At 73.5% G+C, this 17,214-nt stretch carries 4 protein-coding genes; all 4 read left to right on the forward strand.

Annotated elements, in window-relative coordinates:
• The first annotated feature begins 28 nt into the window (after positions 1-28).
• Positions 29-469 (forward strand): Lrp/AsnC family transcriptional regulator, encoded by a 441-nt coding sequence (locus ABT254_RS19475; protein WP_351471311.1) that lies wholly within the window; start codon positions 29-31, stop codon positions 467-469.
• Between the two features lie 62 nt (positions 470-531).
• Positions 532-768, forward strand: coding sequence for a hypothetical protein (locus tag ABT254_RS19480; RefSeq protein ID WP_099926203.1), 237 nt, complete (start codon positions 532-534; stop codon positions 766-768).
• Between the two features lie 317 nt (positions 769-1,085).
• Positions 1,086-2,816 (forward strand): fatty acyl-AMP ligase, encoded by a 1,731-nt coding sequence (locus ABT254_RS19485; RefSeq protein ID WP_351471314.1) that lies wholly within the window; start codon positions 1,086-1,088, stop codon positions 2,814-2,816.
• Between the two features lie 152 nt (positions 2,817-2,968).
• On the forward strand, positions 2,969-17,149 hold the full coding sequence (locus tag ABT254_RS19490; protein ID WP_351471317.1) for an SDR family NAD(P)-dependent oxidoreductase: 14,181 nt from the start codon (positions 2,969-2,971) through the stop codon (positions 17,147-17,149).
• Positions 17,150-17,214 lie beyond the last annotated feature (65 nt).

Here is a 17,214-nt window from a genome sequence, read left to right on the forward strand (position 1 = left end):
GAGCCGGCGTAAAAGGAGAGCGACACACGTGGACGACATCGACCGGGCCATCCTGCGCGAACTGCAGACCGACGGGCGCATCGCCTACGCCGACCTCGGCCCCAGGGTCGGCCTCTCGGCCTCCGCGGCCCGCCAGCGTCTGCAGCGGCTGCTGGACACCAAAGCCGTGCAGGTCGTCGGCGTCACCGACCCGATGTCCATGGGCGGACAGGCCATGGCCCTGCTCGGCATCGGCGTGGACGGCGACCCGCGCGCGGTCGCCGACGAACTGGCCGCTCGCTCCGAGGTCGTCTACGCGGTGCTGACCTCCGGCGGCTTCGACCTGTTCGCCGAGGTCGTCGCGCCGGGCCCGCGCGAACTGCTGGACTTCGTCAACGACGTCGTACGGCCGATCGAAGGGGTCCGGCAGATCCAGTCCTTTCCGTACTTCGGCATCCACACGCACCGTTTCCTGTGGGACGTCGGCTGATTGCCTGGTGCGGGACGGGTACTCGGACAGCCCCGCAAGGACTACCGCTGGAGGAGGCCCGCATGACCAGCAGCACGGAGACCGGCGGCGTGACCGGTACACCGGACAAGGACTACAACCTCATCTGGTACGTGGAGGCGTGCCTGAGCAACGCCCTGCGCCTGGAGACCTACATCCAGGACGCGGAGCGCGAGAAGGACACCGAGGTGGCCGACCTGTTCCGCAAGGCCCAGGCGGACAGCCGCAAGGGCGCGGAAATCGGCAAGGGACTGCTGCGCGGCCGCCTGAACGGCGGCTGATAACGGCCTCCCGCCCTCAGGCCCGGCCGCCGTGCACGCCACGGGCGGCCGGGCCTTCCGTATGTCCAACTCCCGTTTGATACCCAGCGTTTACAGAGTTCGGGTCGACGGGCCGAACAGAGTTGCTAGAGTGCTACTCGCCGGTAGCAAGCTGTACGGGGCGCGGGGAGCCGGCGTGTCGCCACTCCCCGGACGGCTGGTCGAGTCGCGCAGTCCGGCAAGGGGGCCGGGCCGCTCGCGGCTGCCGCGCACACATGTCGCGCTGCTCTCGAACTCCAGTTCCCTCCCCACCGATTCAGACAGGTGACACTCTTCCCATGGCTCGTTCCCTGGTCGACTTACTGACTGAGCACGCCGCGCAACAGCCCGACCGGACCGCCTACCGCTACCTCGTCTCCGGCGACTGCGACGGAGAGATCCAGGAGATCACCTACGCGCGGCTCGCCCGCCGTTCCCGGGCCGTCGCGGCCTGGCTTCAGGAGCGCGGGCTGACCGGTTCCCGGGCCATGCTGCTGCACCCGCCCGGCCTGGAGTTCATCAGCGACTACCTGGGCTGCCTCGCGGCCGGTGTCGTCGCCGTGCCCGGCGTGCCCCCGCAGGGCCGTGCGCACAACCACCGCGCCCTGATCCGTATGCGCCGTCTGCTGGCCGACGCGGACGCCAAGGTGATCCTCGGCGGCCGGGACGTGGTCACTGCCCTGGCCGGCATGGCGGAGCACCTGCCCGAGCTGGCCGACATCACCCGCCTCGCCACCGAGGACATCCCCGACGAGGCCGCCGAGGCCTGGCGGGCCCCCGATCTCACCCCCGACTCGGTCGCCTTCCTCCAGTACACCTCCGGCTCCACCTCCGCCCCCAAGGGCGTGGCCGTCACCCACGGCAACCTGCTCGACAACGAGCGGCTCATCACCGAACTCATGGGGCACACCCCGGAGGTCATCGAGGAGTACGGCCGCGAACTGATCGTCAGCTGGCTGCCCGTCTACCACGACATGGGACTCATCGGGCCGGTCCTGAACACCGTCTACCTCGGCCTCACCACCACCCTCTTCTCCCCGCTGCACTTCCTGCAGCAACCCGACCGCTGGCTGAGGGCCATCAGCCGCTACCGCCCGCACACCAGCGGCGGCCCCAACTTCGCCTACGAACTCAGCCTCAAGCACGCCACCGACGAACTCGTCGACGGCCTCGACCTGAGCTCGTGGAAGGTCGCCTTCAACGGCGCCGAACCGATACGCGCCGCCACCCTGCGCCGCTTCACCGAGACCTTCGCGCCCGCGGGCTTCGGCCGTGAGGCCTTCTACCCCTGCTACGGCCTCGCCGAGGCGACGGTGATGGTCACCGGCGCCTCCGTCGGCGCCCCGCCCACTCTCCTCGCCGCCGAGGACCACGGGCCGCACACCGGCGAGGCGGACGCGGCCGCGGTCGGCTGCGGCCGTCCCGGCCCCGGTCTCACGGTGACCATCGCGGACCCGGAACAGGGCACGGAACTTCCCGAGGGCCGGGTCGGCGAGATCTGGGTGAGCGGAGCCAGCGTCGCCAAGGGCTACTGGCGCAACGCCCTGGCCACCCGCGAGACCTTCCGCGCCACCCTGACCGGCCGCGAAGGCCGCTTCCTGCGCACCGGCGACCTCGGATTCCTGCGCGAGGGAGAACTCTTCGTCACCGGCCGCCTCAAGGACCTGATCGTCATCGACGGACGCAACCACTACCCGCAGGACCTGGAGCTGTCCGCCGAGATGTGCCACCCGGCCCTGCGCCCCGGCTGCACCGCCGCCTTCTCCGTCCCCGCCGACGCGGGAGTCGAGGGGGAGCAGATCGTCCTCGTCGCCGAGGTGGCACCGGACGCCGCAGGCGACTCGGAGAAGATCACCGACCTGATCCGCAGCGCGCTCGGCGAAGGCCACGGCCTGTCCGTGCGCGAGGTCGTCCTGGTGCACCCCGGCACGATCCCCAAGACCTCCAGCGGGAAGATCCAGCGCCACGCGACCCGGGAAGCGCACCTGGCCGGCACCCTCTCTTCGGTCACCGCACCTGCCGCGCGCTGACACCATCCACTTGCCGGCACCGCCCCGCGACGCAATTCCTGTACGGCACCTGCCCGTTCGGCCGCCCAGGGCTCCGTCGTGCCCTCAAGCCGGCCGTTTCGCTCGTACGGAAAAACACCACCGAGCCCGAGTTCACGAGGACACCTGCCCCGATGCCTGCGAACGAGTCCGCGAAGCAGCCCGCCGAGCCGTCCCTCACCACAGCTCAGAGCGTGCGGGCCTGGCTGGTCTCCTCGGTCGCCGAGGCGGCCGGGCTCGACCCGCTGACCGTCGACCCGCACCGGCCGATCGCGGAATTCGGTCTGGGATCACGCCAGTTGGTGACGCTGGCGGCACAGCTGTCCGAGCGGACCGGCCGGACGCTGAGCCCGTCGCTGGTCTTCGACCATCCGACCGTCGCGGCCTTGGCCGAGGCGGTGGTCGGTGACGCGCCCGACGCGACGGCGACCACCGGCCCGGCGCGGTCCGACCTGTCTGCGCGGCGGGACGACGACATCGCGATCATCTCGATGGCGTGCCGCTTCCCGGGCGGCGCTGACGACCCCGAGGCGCTGTGGCGACTGCTGGCCTCGGGTGCGGACGTCGTCACCGACGTACCGGCCGGCCGTTGGAACACCCGGGGGCTGTACGACCCCGACCCGGAGGCCGGCGGCACGGCGTATTCACTGCGCGGCGGCTACCTGACCGGCATCGACCGTTTCGACGCGGCCTTCTTCGGGATCTCCCCGCGTGAGGCCGCGGCCATGGACCCGCAGCAGCGGCTGCTGCTGCAGACCGCCTGGGAGGCCATCGAGCGCGCCGGGACCGTGCCCGGCACGCTGAACGGCAGCTCGACCGGCGTCTATGTCGGCCTGTACGACAGCGGCTACCTCGCCTCCGCCTCACTGGGGCAGCTCGACGGTCATGTCGGCACGGGCTCGGCGTCCAGCGTGGCCTCCGGACGCATCGCCTACTCCCTCGGCCTGCAGGGACCGGCGGTCACCGTCGACACCGCCTGCTCGTCCTCGCTCGTCGCCCTGCACCTGGCGGCGCGGGCGCTTGCGGAAGGCGAGTGCGACCTGGCGCTGGCCGGTGGTGCCTCGCTGCTGGTGACGCCACGCGCGCATGTCGAGTTCAGCAGGCTGCGCGGACTGTCGCCGTCCGGGCGGTGCAGTCCGTTCTCCGCGGATGCCGACGGGGTGGTGTGGGCCGAGGGCTGCGGTCTGGTGCTGCTCAAGCGGCTCGCGGACGCGCGCCGGGACGGCGACCGCATCCTCGCCGTGATCAAGGGTTCCGCGATCAACCAGGACGGGCGCAGCCAGGGGCTGAGCGCCCCGAACGGCCCGGCACAGGAGCGCGTGCTGCGCGCGGCTCTGGACGCGGCCGGAGTGCGGCCCGGCGATCTGGACCACGTCGAGACCCACGGCACCGGCACCCCCCTGGGTGACCCCATCGAAGCACGGGCGCTGGCCGCCGTCTTCGGCCCCGGCCGCCCCGCGGACCGGCCCCTCCACATCGGCTCGCTCAAGTCCAACATCGGGCACACGCAGGCCGCGGCGGGCATCGGCGGTGTCATCAAGACCGTGCTGGCGCTCCAGCACGGCGTGCTCCCCGCGACACTGCACGCCGCCACCCCGACCGGGCACGTCGACTGGACGGACAGCGGCCTGAGCCTCGTCACCGGCCCCCGGGCGTGGCCTCGCGACGGCGAGCGGGTGCGGCGGGCCGGCGTGAGCGCGTTCGGGATCAGCGGGACCAACGCGCACGTGGTCCTGGAGGAAGGACCGCAGGACTCGGCCCAGGCCGGCGCCGAAGAGCCGACGGGGCAGACCCTCTTCCCGCTCTCCGCCCGCAGCCCCGAGGCCCTGCGCGGACAGGCGGAACGCCTCCGGCAGGCGCTCGACCGGCAACCGCAACTGCCGCTGTCCGCCGTCGCATCGACACTCACCCACCACCGCACCCACTTCGAGCACCGGGCAGTCCTTCAGACGAGCAGCCGGGACGAACTGCTCGCCGCCCTGCGCGGACTCGCGGCAGGACAACCGGACCCAGACCTGACCATCGGCCCCCAACAGGCGCTGCCGACCGGGAAGCTGGCCTTCGTCTTCCCCGGCCAGGGCGCCCAGTGGGCGGGCATGGCCCGCGATCTGCTCGACAGCGACCCCGTGTTCGCCGACGAACTCGACCGCTGCGACGCGGCCCTGCGCCCGTTCACCAACTGGTCGGTCACCTCGGTCCTGCGGGGCGACGCGGCCGCGCCCTCGCCGGCGCGCGTGGATGTCGTCCAGCCGGTCCTGTTCGCCGTGATGGTCTCCCTGGCCGCCGTGTGGCGGGCACGCGGCATACGACCGGACGCGGTCATCGGGCACAGCCAGGGCGAGGTCGCCGCGGCCTGCGTCGCCGGGGCGCTCAGCCTCAACGACGCCGCCGCCGTGGTCGCGTTGCGCAGCCAGGCGCTGACGGAGCTGTCCGGCACCGGAACCATGGCGGTCGTCGCCCTCCCGCACACCGAGGTCGAGCCACTCCTCGCCGCACTGGACGGCCGGGTGTCGGTCGCCGCCGTGAACAGCGGCCGCTCCACCGTGATCGCCGGCGACGTCGAACCACTCGAGACCCTCCTCGCCGACCTCGACCGGCGCCAGGTGTTCGCCCGCCGTCTGGACGTCGACTACGCCTCCCACACCGCCCACGTCGACCCGGTCCGCGCCACGATCCTCGACGAACTCGACGGCGTCACGACGACCCCGACATCCGTGGCCTGGTACTCGACGGTCACCGGCGAACCGGTCACCGACGAGCTGGAGGCCGGCTACTGGTACTCCAACCTGCGCGAGCCGGTCCGCTTCGGGCCGACCGTGCGGCGGATGGCGGCCGACGGCTACCGCTGCTTCGTCGAACTCAGCCCCCACCCCTCCCTGCTCACCGCTGTCACCACCGTCGGCGAGGAACATGGCCACGACCTGGTCGCCGTCGGATCACTGCGCCGCGACGAACCCGGACCCGCCTGCCTGGACCGCGCGACCGCCGAACTCCATGTGCAGGGCCGCCCGATCGACTGGCGGCGCCTCGTTGTCGACACCGGCGCCGCCGACCTGCCGACGTACGCCTGGGACACACAGCGCCACTGGACCGACCCCGACACCACCGCATCGGGACCCGCCCTCTTCGACCGCGCCGCCCACCCCGTCCTCGGCATTCAGCTACAGGCGGCCGACGCAACCCGCTGGACCTTCCGCAACGAGTGGTCCCGGGCCACCGCCGCCTGGCTGCCGGACCACACCGTGTTCAGGCAGACGGTGGTGTCGGGCACCACCCTCATGGAGCTGTGCCGCGCAGCGCTCGCCGTGGCCCGCCCTGATGCTCCCGACGACTTGGCCGATCTGCTGCTGCTCGCGCCCCTGACCCTGCCCGATACCGGCACGGTCGAGGTGTCGGTCGAGGTGGACACCTCCGCCCCCGTGCCGGAGATCACCGTGCACAGCCGCCCGCGCGGCCAGGAGACGGCGGGCTGGACGCTGCACGCCACCGCCTCGGCGGCCGGGCCCGGCCCTGACGCCGTCGCGTCGCCGCCCGTATGGCCGCAGACGGCCGAGGAGGTCTGGCGCGAGGACACCTATGAGCGGCTCGCCGCGCTCGGGCTCGACTACGGCCCCGCCTTCCGGGGCGTCCGGTCGGTGGTCGCCACCGGCGAGGACGAGCTGCTGGCGCGGCTCGCGCTGCCACCCGTGACCGGGGATGCGGCCGAGGCGTATCCGGTCCATCCGGCGCTCCTGGATGCCGCAGTGCAGGCGGCCGCCGCCTTCGACGCGTCCGCGGGGCGGGCGCTGCTGCCGGTGGCGGTGGGCCGCTGTGTCATTCCGCCGGGCGGGCCGAGCGAACTGACCGCGGTGGTGCGGCGCACCGGTGGCTCCGGGACGGACCTCGTCCTGGACGTGACGCTGTGGGACACGGACGGCTTCCTGGCAGGGCGCCTGGACGGCGTACGGCTGCGGTCCGCCGACCCGTCGGACCTGCGTGCGGGCTCGGAACACGCCCGGCACCTGTACGAAGTGGCGTGGACGGCACTGCCCGAAGCGCCGGTCACGGGCGAGCGTGCGACCTGGACGGTGATCGGTGACCGCTCGGACCCGGACGTCGAGGCGATCGTACGGGGCCTCACGGCGGCGGGAGTCGAGCTGCGCGAGTCGGGTGCCGACACCGTCGTACGACTGTGGCCGCACCCGGCTGCGGAGGCCGAACCGGCAGCTGTGGGAGGGGAGTTGGCGGCCCAAGCCCTCGCGGAGGTGCAGGGACTCATCGCCCTCCCGCCCGATGGGACGCCCGCGCGGACCCTCTGGGTGACCCGCGGTGCGGTCGCGACCGGCGACTCCGACTCCGTGCCGGGCCTGGCGCAGTCGGTGCTGTGGGGCCTGGCCCGCAGCACCCGCAGCGAGCACCCGGACCTCGGACTGACCCTGCTCGACCTCGACGGCGACATCGACAGTGGTCATGCCGCGGCTGCGATGGTTGCCGCCCTCACGTACGCCGATGAGCCCGAACTCGCCTTGAGAAAGAGCGAGTTGCTGGCACCGCGACTGGTGCGCGCCCGCCCCGCCGACGTGCTGCGGATCCCGGCCGGGGACTGCTACCAGCTGGCCGGCTTGCCGGACGACGTCAGCCTGCGCCCGGCGGCGCGTCAGGCGCTCGGACCCGCCCAGGTGCGGATCGAGGTGCACGCCGTCGGCCTGCATCCCACGCACATCTCCAGCGCCGGTGTGCTCGCCGAGGTCGGCCCCGAGGCCGCGGGCCTGGCCTGCGGTATGCGGGTCGTCGTCCTCACCGGGGCCACACCCGGGTCCGAGCTGGTGGCGGACGCGCGGCTGGTCGCCGTGGTTCCGGACGAGCTGCCGTTCACCGCCGCGGCCGCCGTCTCCCTCGCGGCCGACGGAGAACGGGTGGCCGAGGCCCTGCGCGCCGCCGTTCACGCGCCCGTACGTCCGCAGGTCTTCCCGGTCACCGCCGCGCGGGAGGCGGTACGTCGCCGGGAGGCGTCCGGCCGGCCCGTCGTCCTCGACCTCGTCGGCCGTCCCGCTCTCGTGCCCACCGACGGCACGGTGCTGATCACCGGCGGCCTGGGCGCGGTCGGTCGCCAGATAGCCCGCCTGCTGGCCGAACAGGGAGCTCCCCGGCTGCTCCTGACGTCTCGTCAGGGTCCCGCCGACGCTCGGGCCGCCGAGGTCATCGAGGAGCTGTCCGCACTCGGTGCCGACGTCGAGATTGCAGCCTGCGACGTGGCGGACGCGACCGCCCTGGCCGGTGTGCTCGCCGGCATCGGCGAGGCGCTGCCGCTGCGCGGTGTGGTGCACTGCGCCGGAGTCCTCGCCGACGGCGTGATCGCCGAGCTGACTCCCGAGCGACTCGCCCAGGTGCTGCGCCCCAAGGTCGACGGCGCAGCCCATCTGCACCGGCTGACCGCCGACCTGCCGCTGGAGCTGTTCCTGCTGATCTCGTCGGCCGCCGGCGTCGTCGGCAACGCCGGGCAGGCCAACTACGCGGCCGCCAACGTCTTCCTCGACCAACTGGCCCACCACCGCAGGGCGCTGGGCCTGCCCGCCGCCTCGATGTCCTTCGGCGCGTGGGCCGGCGAGGGTCTTGCCGCCGAACACGCCGACCTGGAGCGGATGGCCCGCCTGGGCCACCGCGCCCTCACCCCCGAGCAGGGCCGCGCTCTGGTGGAGCTCTCCCTGCGCCGTGGCGCACCGCACCTGCTCGCCTGGCACCTGGACCTGCCCCGTCTGCGCGACAACGCGGCGGCCACCGGTGCGCTGTGGACCTCCCTGCTGTCCTCGTCCCGCCCCGACCGGCAGGCAGGCCGGGGACTGGCGGACCGTCTGGCCCGGCTGACCGACTCCGAACGCACCGCACGGGTCCTGGAGTTGGTGTGCGAGGAGGCCGCCCACGCCCTGGGCCTGCCCTCGCCCCGCTCCGTGCGCGCCGACCAGCCGCTGCGCGACCTGGGCATGGACTCCGTGACGGCCGTCGACCTGCGCAACCGCCTCGGCACCCGCATCGGCGTCCGGCTGCCCGCCACCCTGCTCTTCGACCACCCCACTCCCGCCCGCCTCGCCGATCACCTGCTGGCCACCGCGCTCGCACCGGGCGACGGGAAGCTCCGCCCCACCGTGCCGGAGGGGCGCCACTCCCGCACGACGGCGGCGGCCGACGAACCGGTGGCCGTCATCGCGACGGCCTGCCGCCTGCCGGGCGCGGTCGGCTCCCCGCAGGAACTGTGGCGGCTGGTCGCCGAGGGCCGTGACGCGGTGGGCCCGTTCCCGGCCGGGCGCTGGGACGTGGAGTCCCTCTACGACCCCGACCCTGAGGCACCGGGCAAGTCGTACGCCCGCGAAGGCGGCTTCCTCGACGACATCGACTCCTTCGACGCGGCGTTCTTCGGCATCACACCGAAGGAGGCCGCGGCCATGGACCCGCAGCAGCGGCTGCTGCTGGAGACGGCCTGGGAGTCCGTGGAACGCGCCGGGATCGTGCCCGCCGAGCTGGCGGGCACCACCACCGGCGTGTACGTCGGCATGTTCTCGGGGGACTATCTGGCCGGGGCGCGGCTCGACGAGCTGGACGGCTACGTCGGCACCGGCTCGGCCCTGAGCGTGGCCTCGGGCCGGCTCGCCTACACGCTCGGGCTCAACGGCCCGGCCCTGACCGTCGACACGGCCTGCTCGTCCTCCCTGGTGGCGGTGCACCTGGCGACGCAGGCGCTGCGCTCCGGCGAGTGCGACCTGGCCCTGGCGGGCGGGGTGACGCTCATGGTCACCCCGCAGACCTTCGTGGAGTTCAGCCGCCTGCGCGGCCTGTCCCCGACGGGCCGCTGCCGGTCCTTCTCGGACGCCGCCGACGGCGCGGTCTGGGCCGAGGGCGCGGGCATGGTCGTACTGAAGCGGCTCAGCGACGCCCGCCGCGACGGGGACGAGGTGCTGGCCGTGCTACGCGGGACCGCCGTGAACCAGGACGGTCGCAGCCAGGGGCTGTCCGCGCCGAACGGTCCGGCGCAGGAACAGGTGATCCGGCGGGCCCTGGAGCTGTCCGGACTGGCCCCGGCCGACATCGACTACGTGGAGGCCCACGGAACCGGCACCACGCTCGGCGACCCGATCGAGGCGAACGCCCTCGCCGAGGTCTTCGGCGCCTCGCGCCCCGCCGGCCGGCCGCTGTACCTGGGCTCGCTCAAGTCCAACATCGGCCATGCGCAGGCGGCTTCGGGCGTGGCCGGGCTGATCAAGGTGATCCAGTCGCTGCGGCACGGGATGCTGCCCCGCACCCTGCATGCCGACACCCCCAGCCGCCATGTGGACTGGGCCGACAGCGGGCTGCACGTGCTGCGGGAGGCGGTGGCCTGGCCGGCCGGAGAACGGCTGCGGCGTGCCGGAGTGAGCGCCTTCGGCATCAGCGGAACCAACGCACACGTGATCGTGGAGGAGGCGCCGCCGGTCGACGAACCCGCTGCCAAGGACCAACCCGCGCCGTCCAAGCGGCTGTTCGTGCTGTCGGCGCGCACCGAGGACGCGGTGCGCGGGCAGGCCGCACGGCTCGCCGAGCACCTGACCGGTGACACGGCCCTATCGGACGTGGCCCACACCCTGGCCAGGCACCGCAGCCACTTCGAGCGGCGCACCGCCCTGGTGGCAGGTGACCGGGAAGAACTGCTGGCAGAGCTGGAGGAGTTGGCCGGTGGGCGTCGGCCCGTGGCCGTGCGTCGCGAGGAGCCGTCCGGCAAGGTGGCCTTCGTCTTCGCCGGGCACGGCGGCCAATGGGCTGGTATGGGCGTGCAGTTGATGGCCGACTCGGATGCCTTCCGGGCGGAGCTGACCCGTGTGGACGAGGCGGTCCGCCGGCACGCGGGCTGGTCGGTCCTCGACGTCCTGCGCGCACCGGAAGAGCTCGCCCCCCTCGGCCGTACCGAGTACCTCCAGCCGACCCTGTTCGCCGTGAACGCGGCGCTGGCCGCCGCCTGGCGCGCACTCGGTGTCGCACCGGACGCCGTGGTCGGGCACAGCCTGGGCGAGATCGCCGCCGCCTACAGCGCCGGCGCCCTCACCCTCGAGGACGCCGTCGCGGTGGTGTGCGGACGCGCCCAGGCGGCCGTACCGCTGGTAGGAAAGGGCGGCATGCTCGCACTGGAGCTCCCGCGCACCCGGGCGGAGGGGCTGCTGGAGCCGTATGCGGGGCGGCTGTTCGTCGCGGCGGTCAACAGCGGGCAGGCCACGGCCGTGTCCGGAGACGCGGACGCGCTGAGCGAGCTGCGCGGTCGGTGCGAGGAGCTGCGGATCCCCGCGCGGCGGCTGTCCACCCCCTTCGCCTCGCACACCCCCCTGATGGCAGCGCTGCGCGACGAGCTGCTCGACCGCATCCACACCGTCCGGGGCACCCCGGCCGGCACGCCGCTGTACTCGACCGTGACGGCGCAGCCCGTGCCGGGAGACCGGCTGGATGCCGGGTACTGGTACCGCAACCTCAGTGAGCCGGTCCGCTTCGCCGACACGATCCGGCGGATGCTGGACGACGGATACCGGTACTTCGTCGAGCTCAGCCCGCACCCCTCGCTCGCTTCCGCCATCGAGTCGGTCGCCGCCGAGGCCGGAATCGACGCCGTGAGCGTCGGCTCGCTCCGCCGCGAGGAGGGCACCCTCGACGACCTGCTGCGCAGGCTGGGGGAGCTGTACACGGCCGGGCACACCCCCGACTGGCAGGCACTCTTCCCGGCCGGCCGCCGCGTCGAGCTGCCCACCTACGCCTTCGCCCGCGAACGCCACTGGCGCACGCCGGCCTCCCCGACGGGCGGCCTCTCGCCGCTGCTGGGCACACACATCGAGGCCAGCGACGAGGCGGACCGCCACATCTTCCAGACCGAGATCGACCTGCGCGACGGCCGCTTCGCCTATCTCACCGACCACCGCGTCACCGGCGAGGTCTGGCTGCCCGCCGCGGCCTTCCTGGACATGGCGCTGGAGGCCGCATCGGCCGTGCGGGGCGGCGGCGAAGTGGCGCTGGCCGACGTCAGCTTCGAGCGGCCGCTGCGTCTGGACGCGCAGCGGCCGGTGCGGCTGCAACTGGTCCTGCGGCCCGCCGAGGACGGCTCGCGTCACTTCACCATCGCCTCGGCCGCGGCCTCCGCGCGCTGGGAGCGCCATGTCACCGGGCGCGTCACCCCGGCCGGCGGCGACCGAGCCCAGGACGAACGCGAAGCACCGGCCGCCCTGCGCGAGCAGTGCGGCCAAGAGGCCGACCTGTCCGCCGTGTACGCCCAACTCGCCGCGCTCGGCATCGAATACGGCCCGGCCTTCCGCGGTCTGGAGCAGGGCCGTTCCGGGGACTCGGCCGCGTGGGGAAGGCTTGCCCCGCGGCCCGCCGCCGGCCATCTGCTGCACCCGGCCGTCCTGGACGCTGCCTTCCATGCGGCCGCCCTGCCGCACGACACACCCGCGGGCCGGGCCTTCGTACCCGCCGCAGCCGGACGGCTGCACTTCACCGGACGCGGGACGGCTCCCGCATGGACGACGTGCCGACTGCGCTCCGTGGACGGCGACAGAGCAACCCTCGACGTGTGGCTGTACGGCGAGGACGAGCAACTCCTCCTCGCCGTCGAGGAGTTCGAGCTCGCCGCGCTCTCCCCACTGGACGGCGCCCTGTTCGAGACCCGCTGGCAGCCGCGCAAACCCGCCCAACAGGCGCCGACGCAGGGCCGTTGGCTGATCCTCGCGGACGAGACAGGTGTCGCCGCCGAACTCGCCGAACGGCTCGACGCTGCTTCGGTGCCCCATGTGATCGCCCGAAGGGGCCAGGCCTACGACATCGAGGGCCCCGGCCGGTACGTGCTCGACCCGGCCGATCCGCAGCACCTGACCCGCCTGTTCGACGACGCCTTCGCGGACACGGCACCCGAGCGCATCGTGCAGCTGTCCGCGCTCGACGCCCCCGCGATCGGCGACGCGCGTACCGCGCAGGAGGCGGCGCGGCTGTGCTGCGTGAGCACCCTGCACCTGGTGCGGACGCTCACCGACCGGGCACAGGGCCCGGCGCCCCGCCTGTTCACGATCGTCCGGGGCAGCCAGGCCGTCGGCGACAGCACCCAGGTGACCCGCCCCGAACAAGCCCTGGCCTGGGGCTTCGGCCTCGCCCTCGCCCAGGAGCACCCGGAGCTGAGGACCACCCTGATCGACCTGCCGCCCACGGACGGCATGGACGCCCTGTGGACGCAACTGCGGTACGCCGACGACGAACGCCTCGTCGCGCTGCGCGGCGCGGACCGCCTGGTGCCGCGCCTGGCCCGCACCCGTCCGGACGACGGCGCCCGCGACGGCGCCACCCCGGACGGCGTCCACCTGATCACCGGCGGTCTGGGCGGCCTCGGCCGCGTCGCCGCCGAGCGACTGGTACGGCGCGGCGCCCGGCAGTTGGCCCTGCTGGGCCGCAGCGCGCCGAATGCGCAGGCATCGGTGTGGATCCAGGACCTGGAAGAGCGCGGCGTCACCGTGCACGTCGTCCGTGCAGACGTGGCCGACCGCGCGGGCCTGACGGCTGCTCTGGATGCCGTACGACGGGAAGCCGGACCGATCACCACGGTCGTCCACACCGCGGGCGTCCTGGACGACGCCACGGTCGCGAACCTGAGCGACGAACGCGTCCTGAACGTCCTGGCACCGAAGGTGCTGGGCACCACCCTGCTCACCGAACTCGTCCCCGAGGCCGACAAGCTCGTCCTGTTCGCCTCGGCGGCCGGACTGCTCGGCTCGGCCGGACAGAGCCCCTACTCGGCGGCCAACGCCTTCCTCGACGCCTGGGCCCACCACCTCTCCCTCGCCGGGCGGCGCGCGCTCAGCCTGGACTGGGGCGCGTGGACCGGCGTCGGCATGGTCGCCGCCGACGCCATCCGCGCCGCGGAAACCAGCCGCTCGGGCCTGGTCGCCTTCACTCCCGCCGAGGGCGGCGAACTGTTCGACCGCGTCCTGGCCACCGGCCGTCGCCAACTCGCCCCCCTCGCCCTGGACTGGGAACTGCTCGCCCTCGACCCCGACGCCGCACGCACCCGCCCCCTCCTCGCCGACCTGGCCACCGTCCCCACGGGCCCGCAAGGCTCCGACGACCTGGTCAAGCAGGTGTTCGCGGCGACCACCCACGAACAGCGCACGGAACGGCTCGAGGCATATGTGCGCGCCAGGGTCGGCCAGGTCTCCGGCGGCGCCGTGGACGCCTTGCCCACCACGGCCCTGAAGGAACTGGGCCTGGACTCCCTCATGCTGGTGCGGCTGCGCAACGCCTTCGCCCGCGAGCTGGGCGCCGAACTCCCGCCCACCGCAATCTTCTCGGCCACCGACATCCGAGGCCTCGCCCAGGCCCTGGCCACGGCCCTGCCCGAACGCAGCACAGCGGCGCCCCGGATCGAAGCGGCCACCGAGGTGCCCGAACGCGAACAGCGCCCGGCCACCCGCGACGTCGTGCGCCTGCTGCGCAGCGCCCGGCCGGAAATGCCGGCGGCGGCCCATGCCGTCGGCCTCGCCGTACGGCTCACCACCCCGACCACCCGTGCCGCCCTCACCAGCATCCTCACCCGCCTGGCCGCCCGGCACGCAGCGCTGCGCACCGCGATCGCCACCGGCAGCGAGGGCGACAGGCAGCTGCGGGTGGAGCGGGAACCCGCACGGCCGCTGCTGCGTTGGACGGCCGTACCGGCAGCCGACGAACTGGACGCCGCCGACCGGCTGCGCCGACTGCTGGAGCCGCCGTTCGACCTCGCGCAGTCCCCGCTGTGGCGGTTCGAACTCCTCGACGGCGGTGAGCGCGGCCAGATCCTCTTGTACGGCGCCCACCACGCGGTCAGCGACCTGCAGTCCCTGCTGCTCGTGGCCGCCGAGATCGACACCGAACTGTCCGGCACCGCCCTCACGGGCACGGTCACCAACCGCGACCTGGACCTGCTGATCGAGGCACAGCAGCCGGGGGAGGGCCCCGCAACCGGCGCCGCCGAGTGGCGCGAGGCCTTCCACGGCAGCGAGCGCCTCGACCTGACGCTCACTCACCCGCGTCCGGCCGCGCGCTCCTACCGGGCCGGCAGCGTGAGCGTGGCGATCCCCGACGGCCTCATGGAACAGGTGTCGGCGGCCGCGAGCGCCCTCGCCGTCACGCCCGCAGCCTTCTGCCTGGGCACCCTGACCGTGCTGCTGGCCAGGCTGCGCAAGCGGGAACGCTTCGTCCTCGCCGTGCCGGTCGACACCCGTATCCACGCCGACGCGTTCGACGCGGTGGGCTTCTTCGGCGTACCGGTGCCCTTCCCCGCCGAGGCGAGGGCGCAGGAGCGGATCGAGGACGTGCTGCGCCGCACCGACAGCCGCCTGGAGAAGATCCTCACGAAGGGCGCGATGTTCTCGGACGTCCTGCCGGTGCTGGCCAGGCAGGGCCTGTACCGGCCCAATGCGCCGCTGGTGGAGGTGTACTTCAACTACGTCCGCGCCGCGGGCCGCCTCACCGGCCTGGACGTGCTGCCGGTGGGAACCGGCCACTCCGACCTCGACCTCATGATCACCGTGACGCCGGAGGCCGGCCGCGTCCGGCTCGACCACAACCTCGACATCCTCGACACGGCCACGGCCACCGGACTGGGGGAGGAGCTGCTGCGGCTGCTCGCGCAGATGGCCGAGGACGCCTCCCGGCCGGTGGGCACGACTCCTGCTATCGAACGGCCTGCCCTCGTCGAACAGGCCGCCGCGGCAGACGTCTCGCGCCCCGCACTCGCCCTCGCCGCCACCTTCGCCCTCGGCAACCTGCCCCTGATGTGCGAGACGGCCCTCAACGACGGGGCACGGTACGGCGCGGCGACGACCGTCGCGGAAGCCCCGTACCACCACGTGCTGGCCGGCCTGCGGGATCCGGCCGGTGTCTTCGCCGACCCGGCGACGGCAGTGGGCGTGGTGCTGCTGCGGGCGGCGGACCTGGAGCGGTTCGGGCCGGTGGACGACGCGCTCCTCGCCGAACTGCGCGCCGCCTACCCAGCAGCCCTGCGGGACCTGGCCGAGCGCACCCGAAAGCCTCTCATCGTCGGCTTCCTGCCCGCCGCACACACCCCCGAGCGCCTCCAGCGCTGGGAGCAGGAACTGGCCGCCGAAATAGCCGAGTTGCCCGCAACAGCGGTACTGCGCCCCGACGACTGGACCGGTCGGCACGCCGTCGGGGAACGCTTCGACGAACGCACCGAGCGCCTGGCCCACCTCCCCTTCACCCCCCGGTTCCAGGCGGCCGTCGCCCTGCGCCTCGCCGAGGTCGTGCAGGCCGTGCGCCGCCCGGCCCCGAAGGTGATCGCGGTGGACGGCGACGAGACCCTGTGGGGCGGGGTGGCCGGGGAGACCGGCCCCGAGGCCGTGGACCTGACCGGCCCCCGGGCCCTGCTGGCACGCAGGCTTCTCGAATGGCGTGCGGCCGGCGCGCTGCTGGTCCTGGTCAGCAACAACGACGAGGACACCGTGCGGGCCGTCCTGGACCGCCAGGACAGCCTGCTGAAGCCGGAACACTTCAGCGTGCTGTCCGCCGCCTGGGGCCCCAAGCCGGACCGCCTCGCCGAGGCGGCACGCACGCTCAACCTCGGCCTGGACAGCTTCCTCTTCCTCGACGACAACCCCGCCGAGATCGCCAAGGTCCGCTCGGCCCTGCCCCAGGTGCTCTCGGTCACCTGCCCGCCGACCCCCGAACTCGAAGCGTTCCTGGGCCGCTTGTGGCCGCTGGTGCCTCACGCGGCGACCGCCGAGGACGCACTGCGCGCCCGCTTCTACGAACAGGAACGGCAGCGGGACACCGTCCGCGAGCAGGCCGGCTTCGAGGAGTTTCTGGCCGGGCTGCACCTGGAGGTCGACATCCGGCCCCTGACCGCCTCCGACGTCCCGCGGGCCGAGCAACTGGTGCGCCGCACCAACCAGTTCACCCTCCACCCGCGCTCCGACGACGGCCTCGATGTCGCCCGCTGGCGCGAGCACGGCGAGGTGTGGACGGCCGCTGCCCGGGACCGCTTCGGCGACTACGGCCAGATCGCCCTCCTCGCCCTGCGCGCGGACGGCGACCGACTCGACGTACCGGCCTGGCTGATGAGCTGCCGCGCCCTCGGCCGGGGCGTCGAGGAACGCCTGCTGCAGTGGCTCGCCGACCGTGCCGAGGAACTCGGCTGCACCAAGGTCCGGCTGACCGCGCAGCGCACCGAACGCAACGCACCGGCCCGCCGGCTGCTGGCCGCCCTGGGCGGGGGAGAGCAGGACGACGAAAGCCTGGAGTGCGTGGTCACGCCCGAACACCTGCGGGCGTTCCGCTCCTGGCAGCAGTGACCGGTGACGAAGCAGCAGTGACCGGTGACGAAGCAGAGAACAAGACGAAAGGAACCCCAGACATG

It is taken from the genome of Streptomyces sp. NPDC001137 (assembly GCF_040298885.1).
Classification (GTDB): domain Bacteria; phylum Actinomycetota; class Actinomycetes; order Streptomycetales; family Streptomycetaceae; genus Streptomyces.

What these genes read in the sequence shown, in the direction of transcription:
- ABT254_RS19485 (WP_351471314.1), top strand. Translation starts at nt 1,086, where the DNA reads ATGGCTCGTTCCCTGGTCGACTTACTGACTGAGCACGCCGCGCAACAG.
- ABT254_RS19480 (WP_099926203.1), top strand. Translation starts at nt 532, where the DNA reads ATGACCAGCAGCACGGAGACCGGCGGCGTGACCGGTACACCGGACAAG.
- ABT254_RS19490 (WP_351471317.1), top strand. Translation starts at nt 2,969, where the DNA reads ATGCCTGCGAACGAGTCCGCGAAGCAGCCCGCCGAGCCGTCCCTCACC.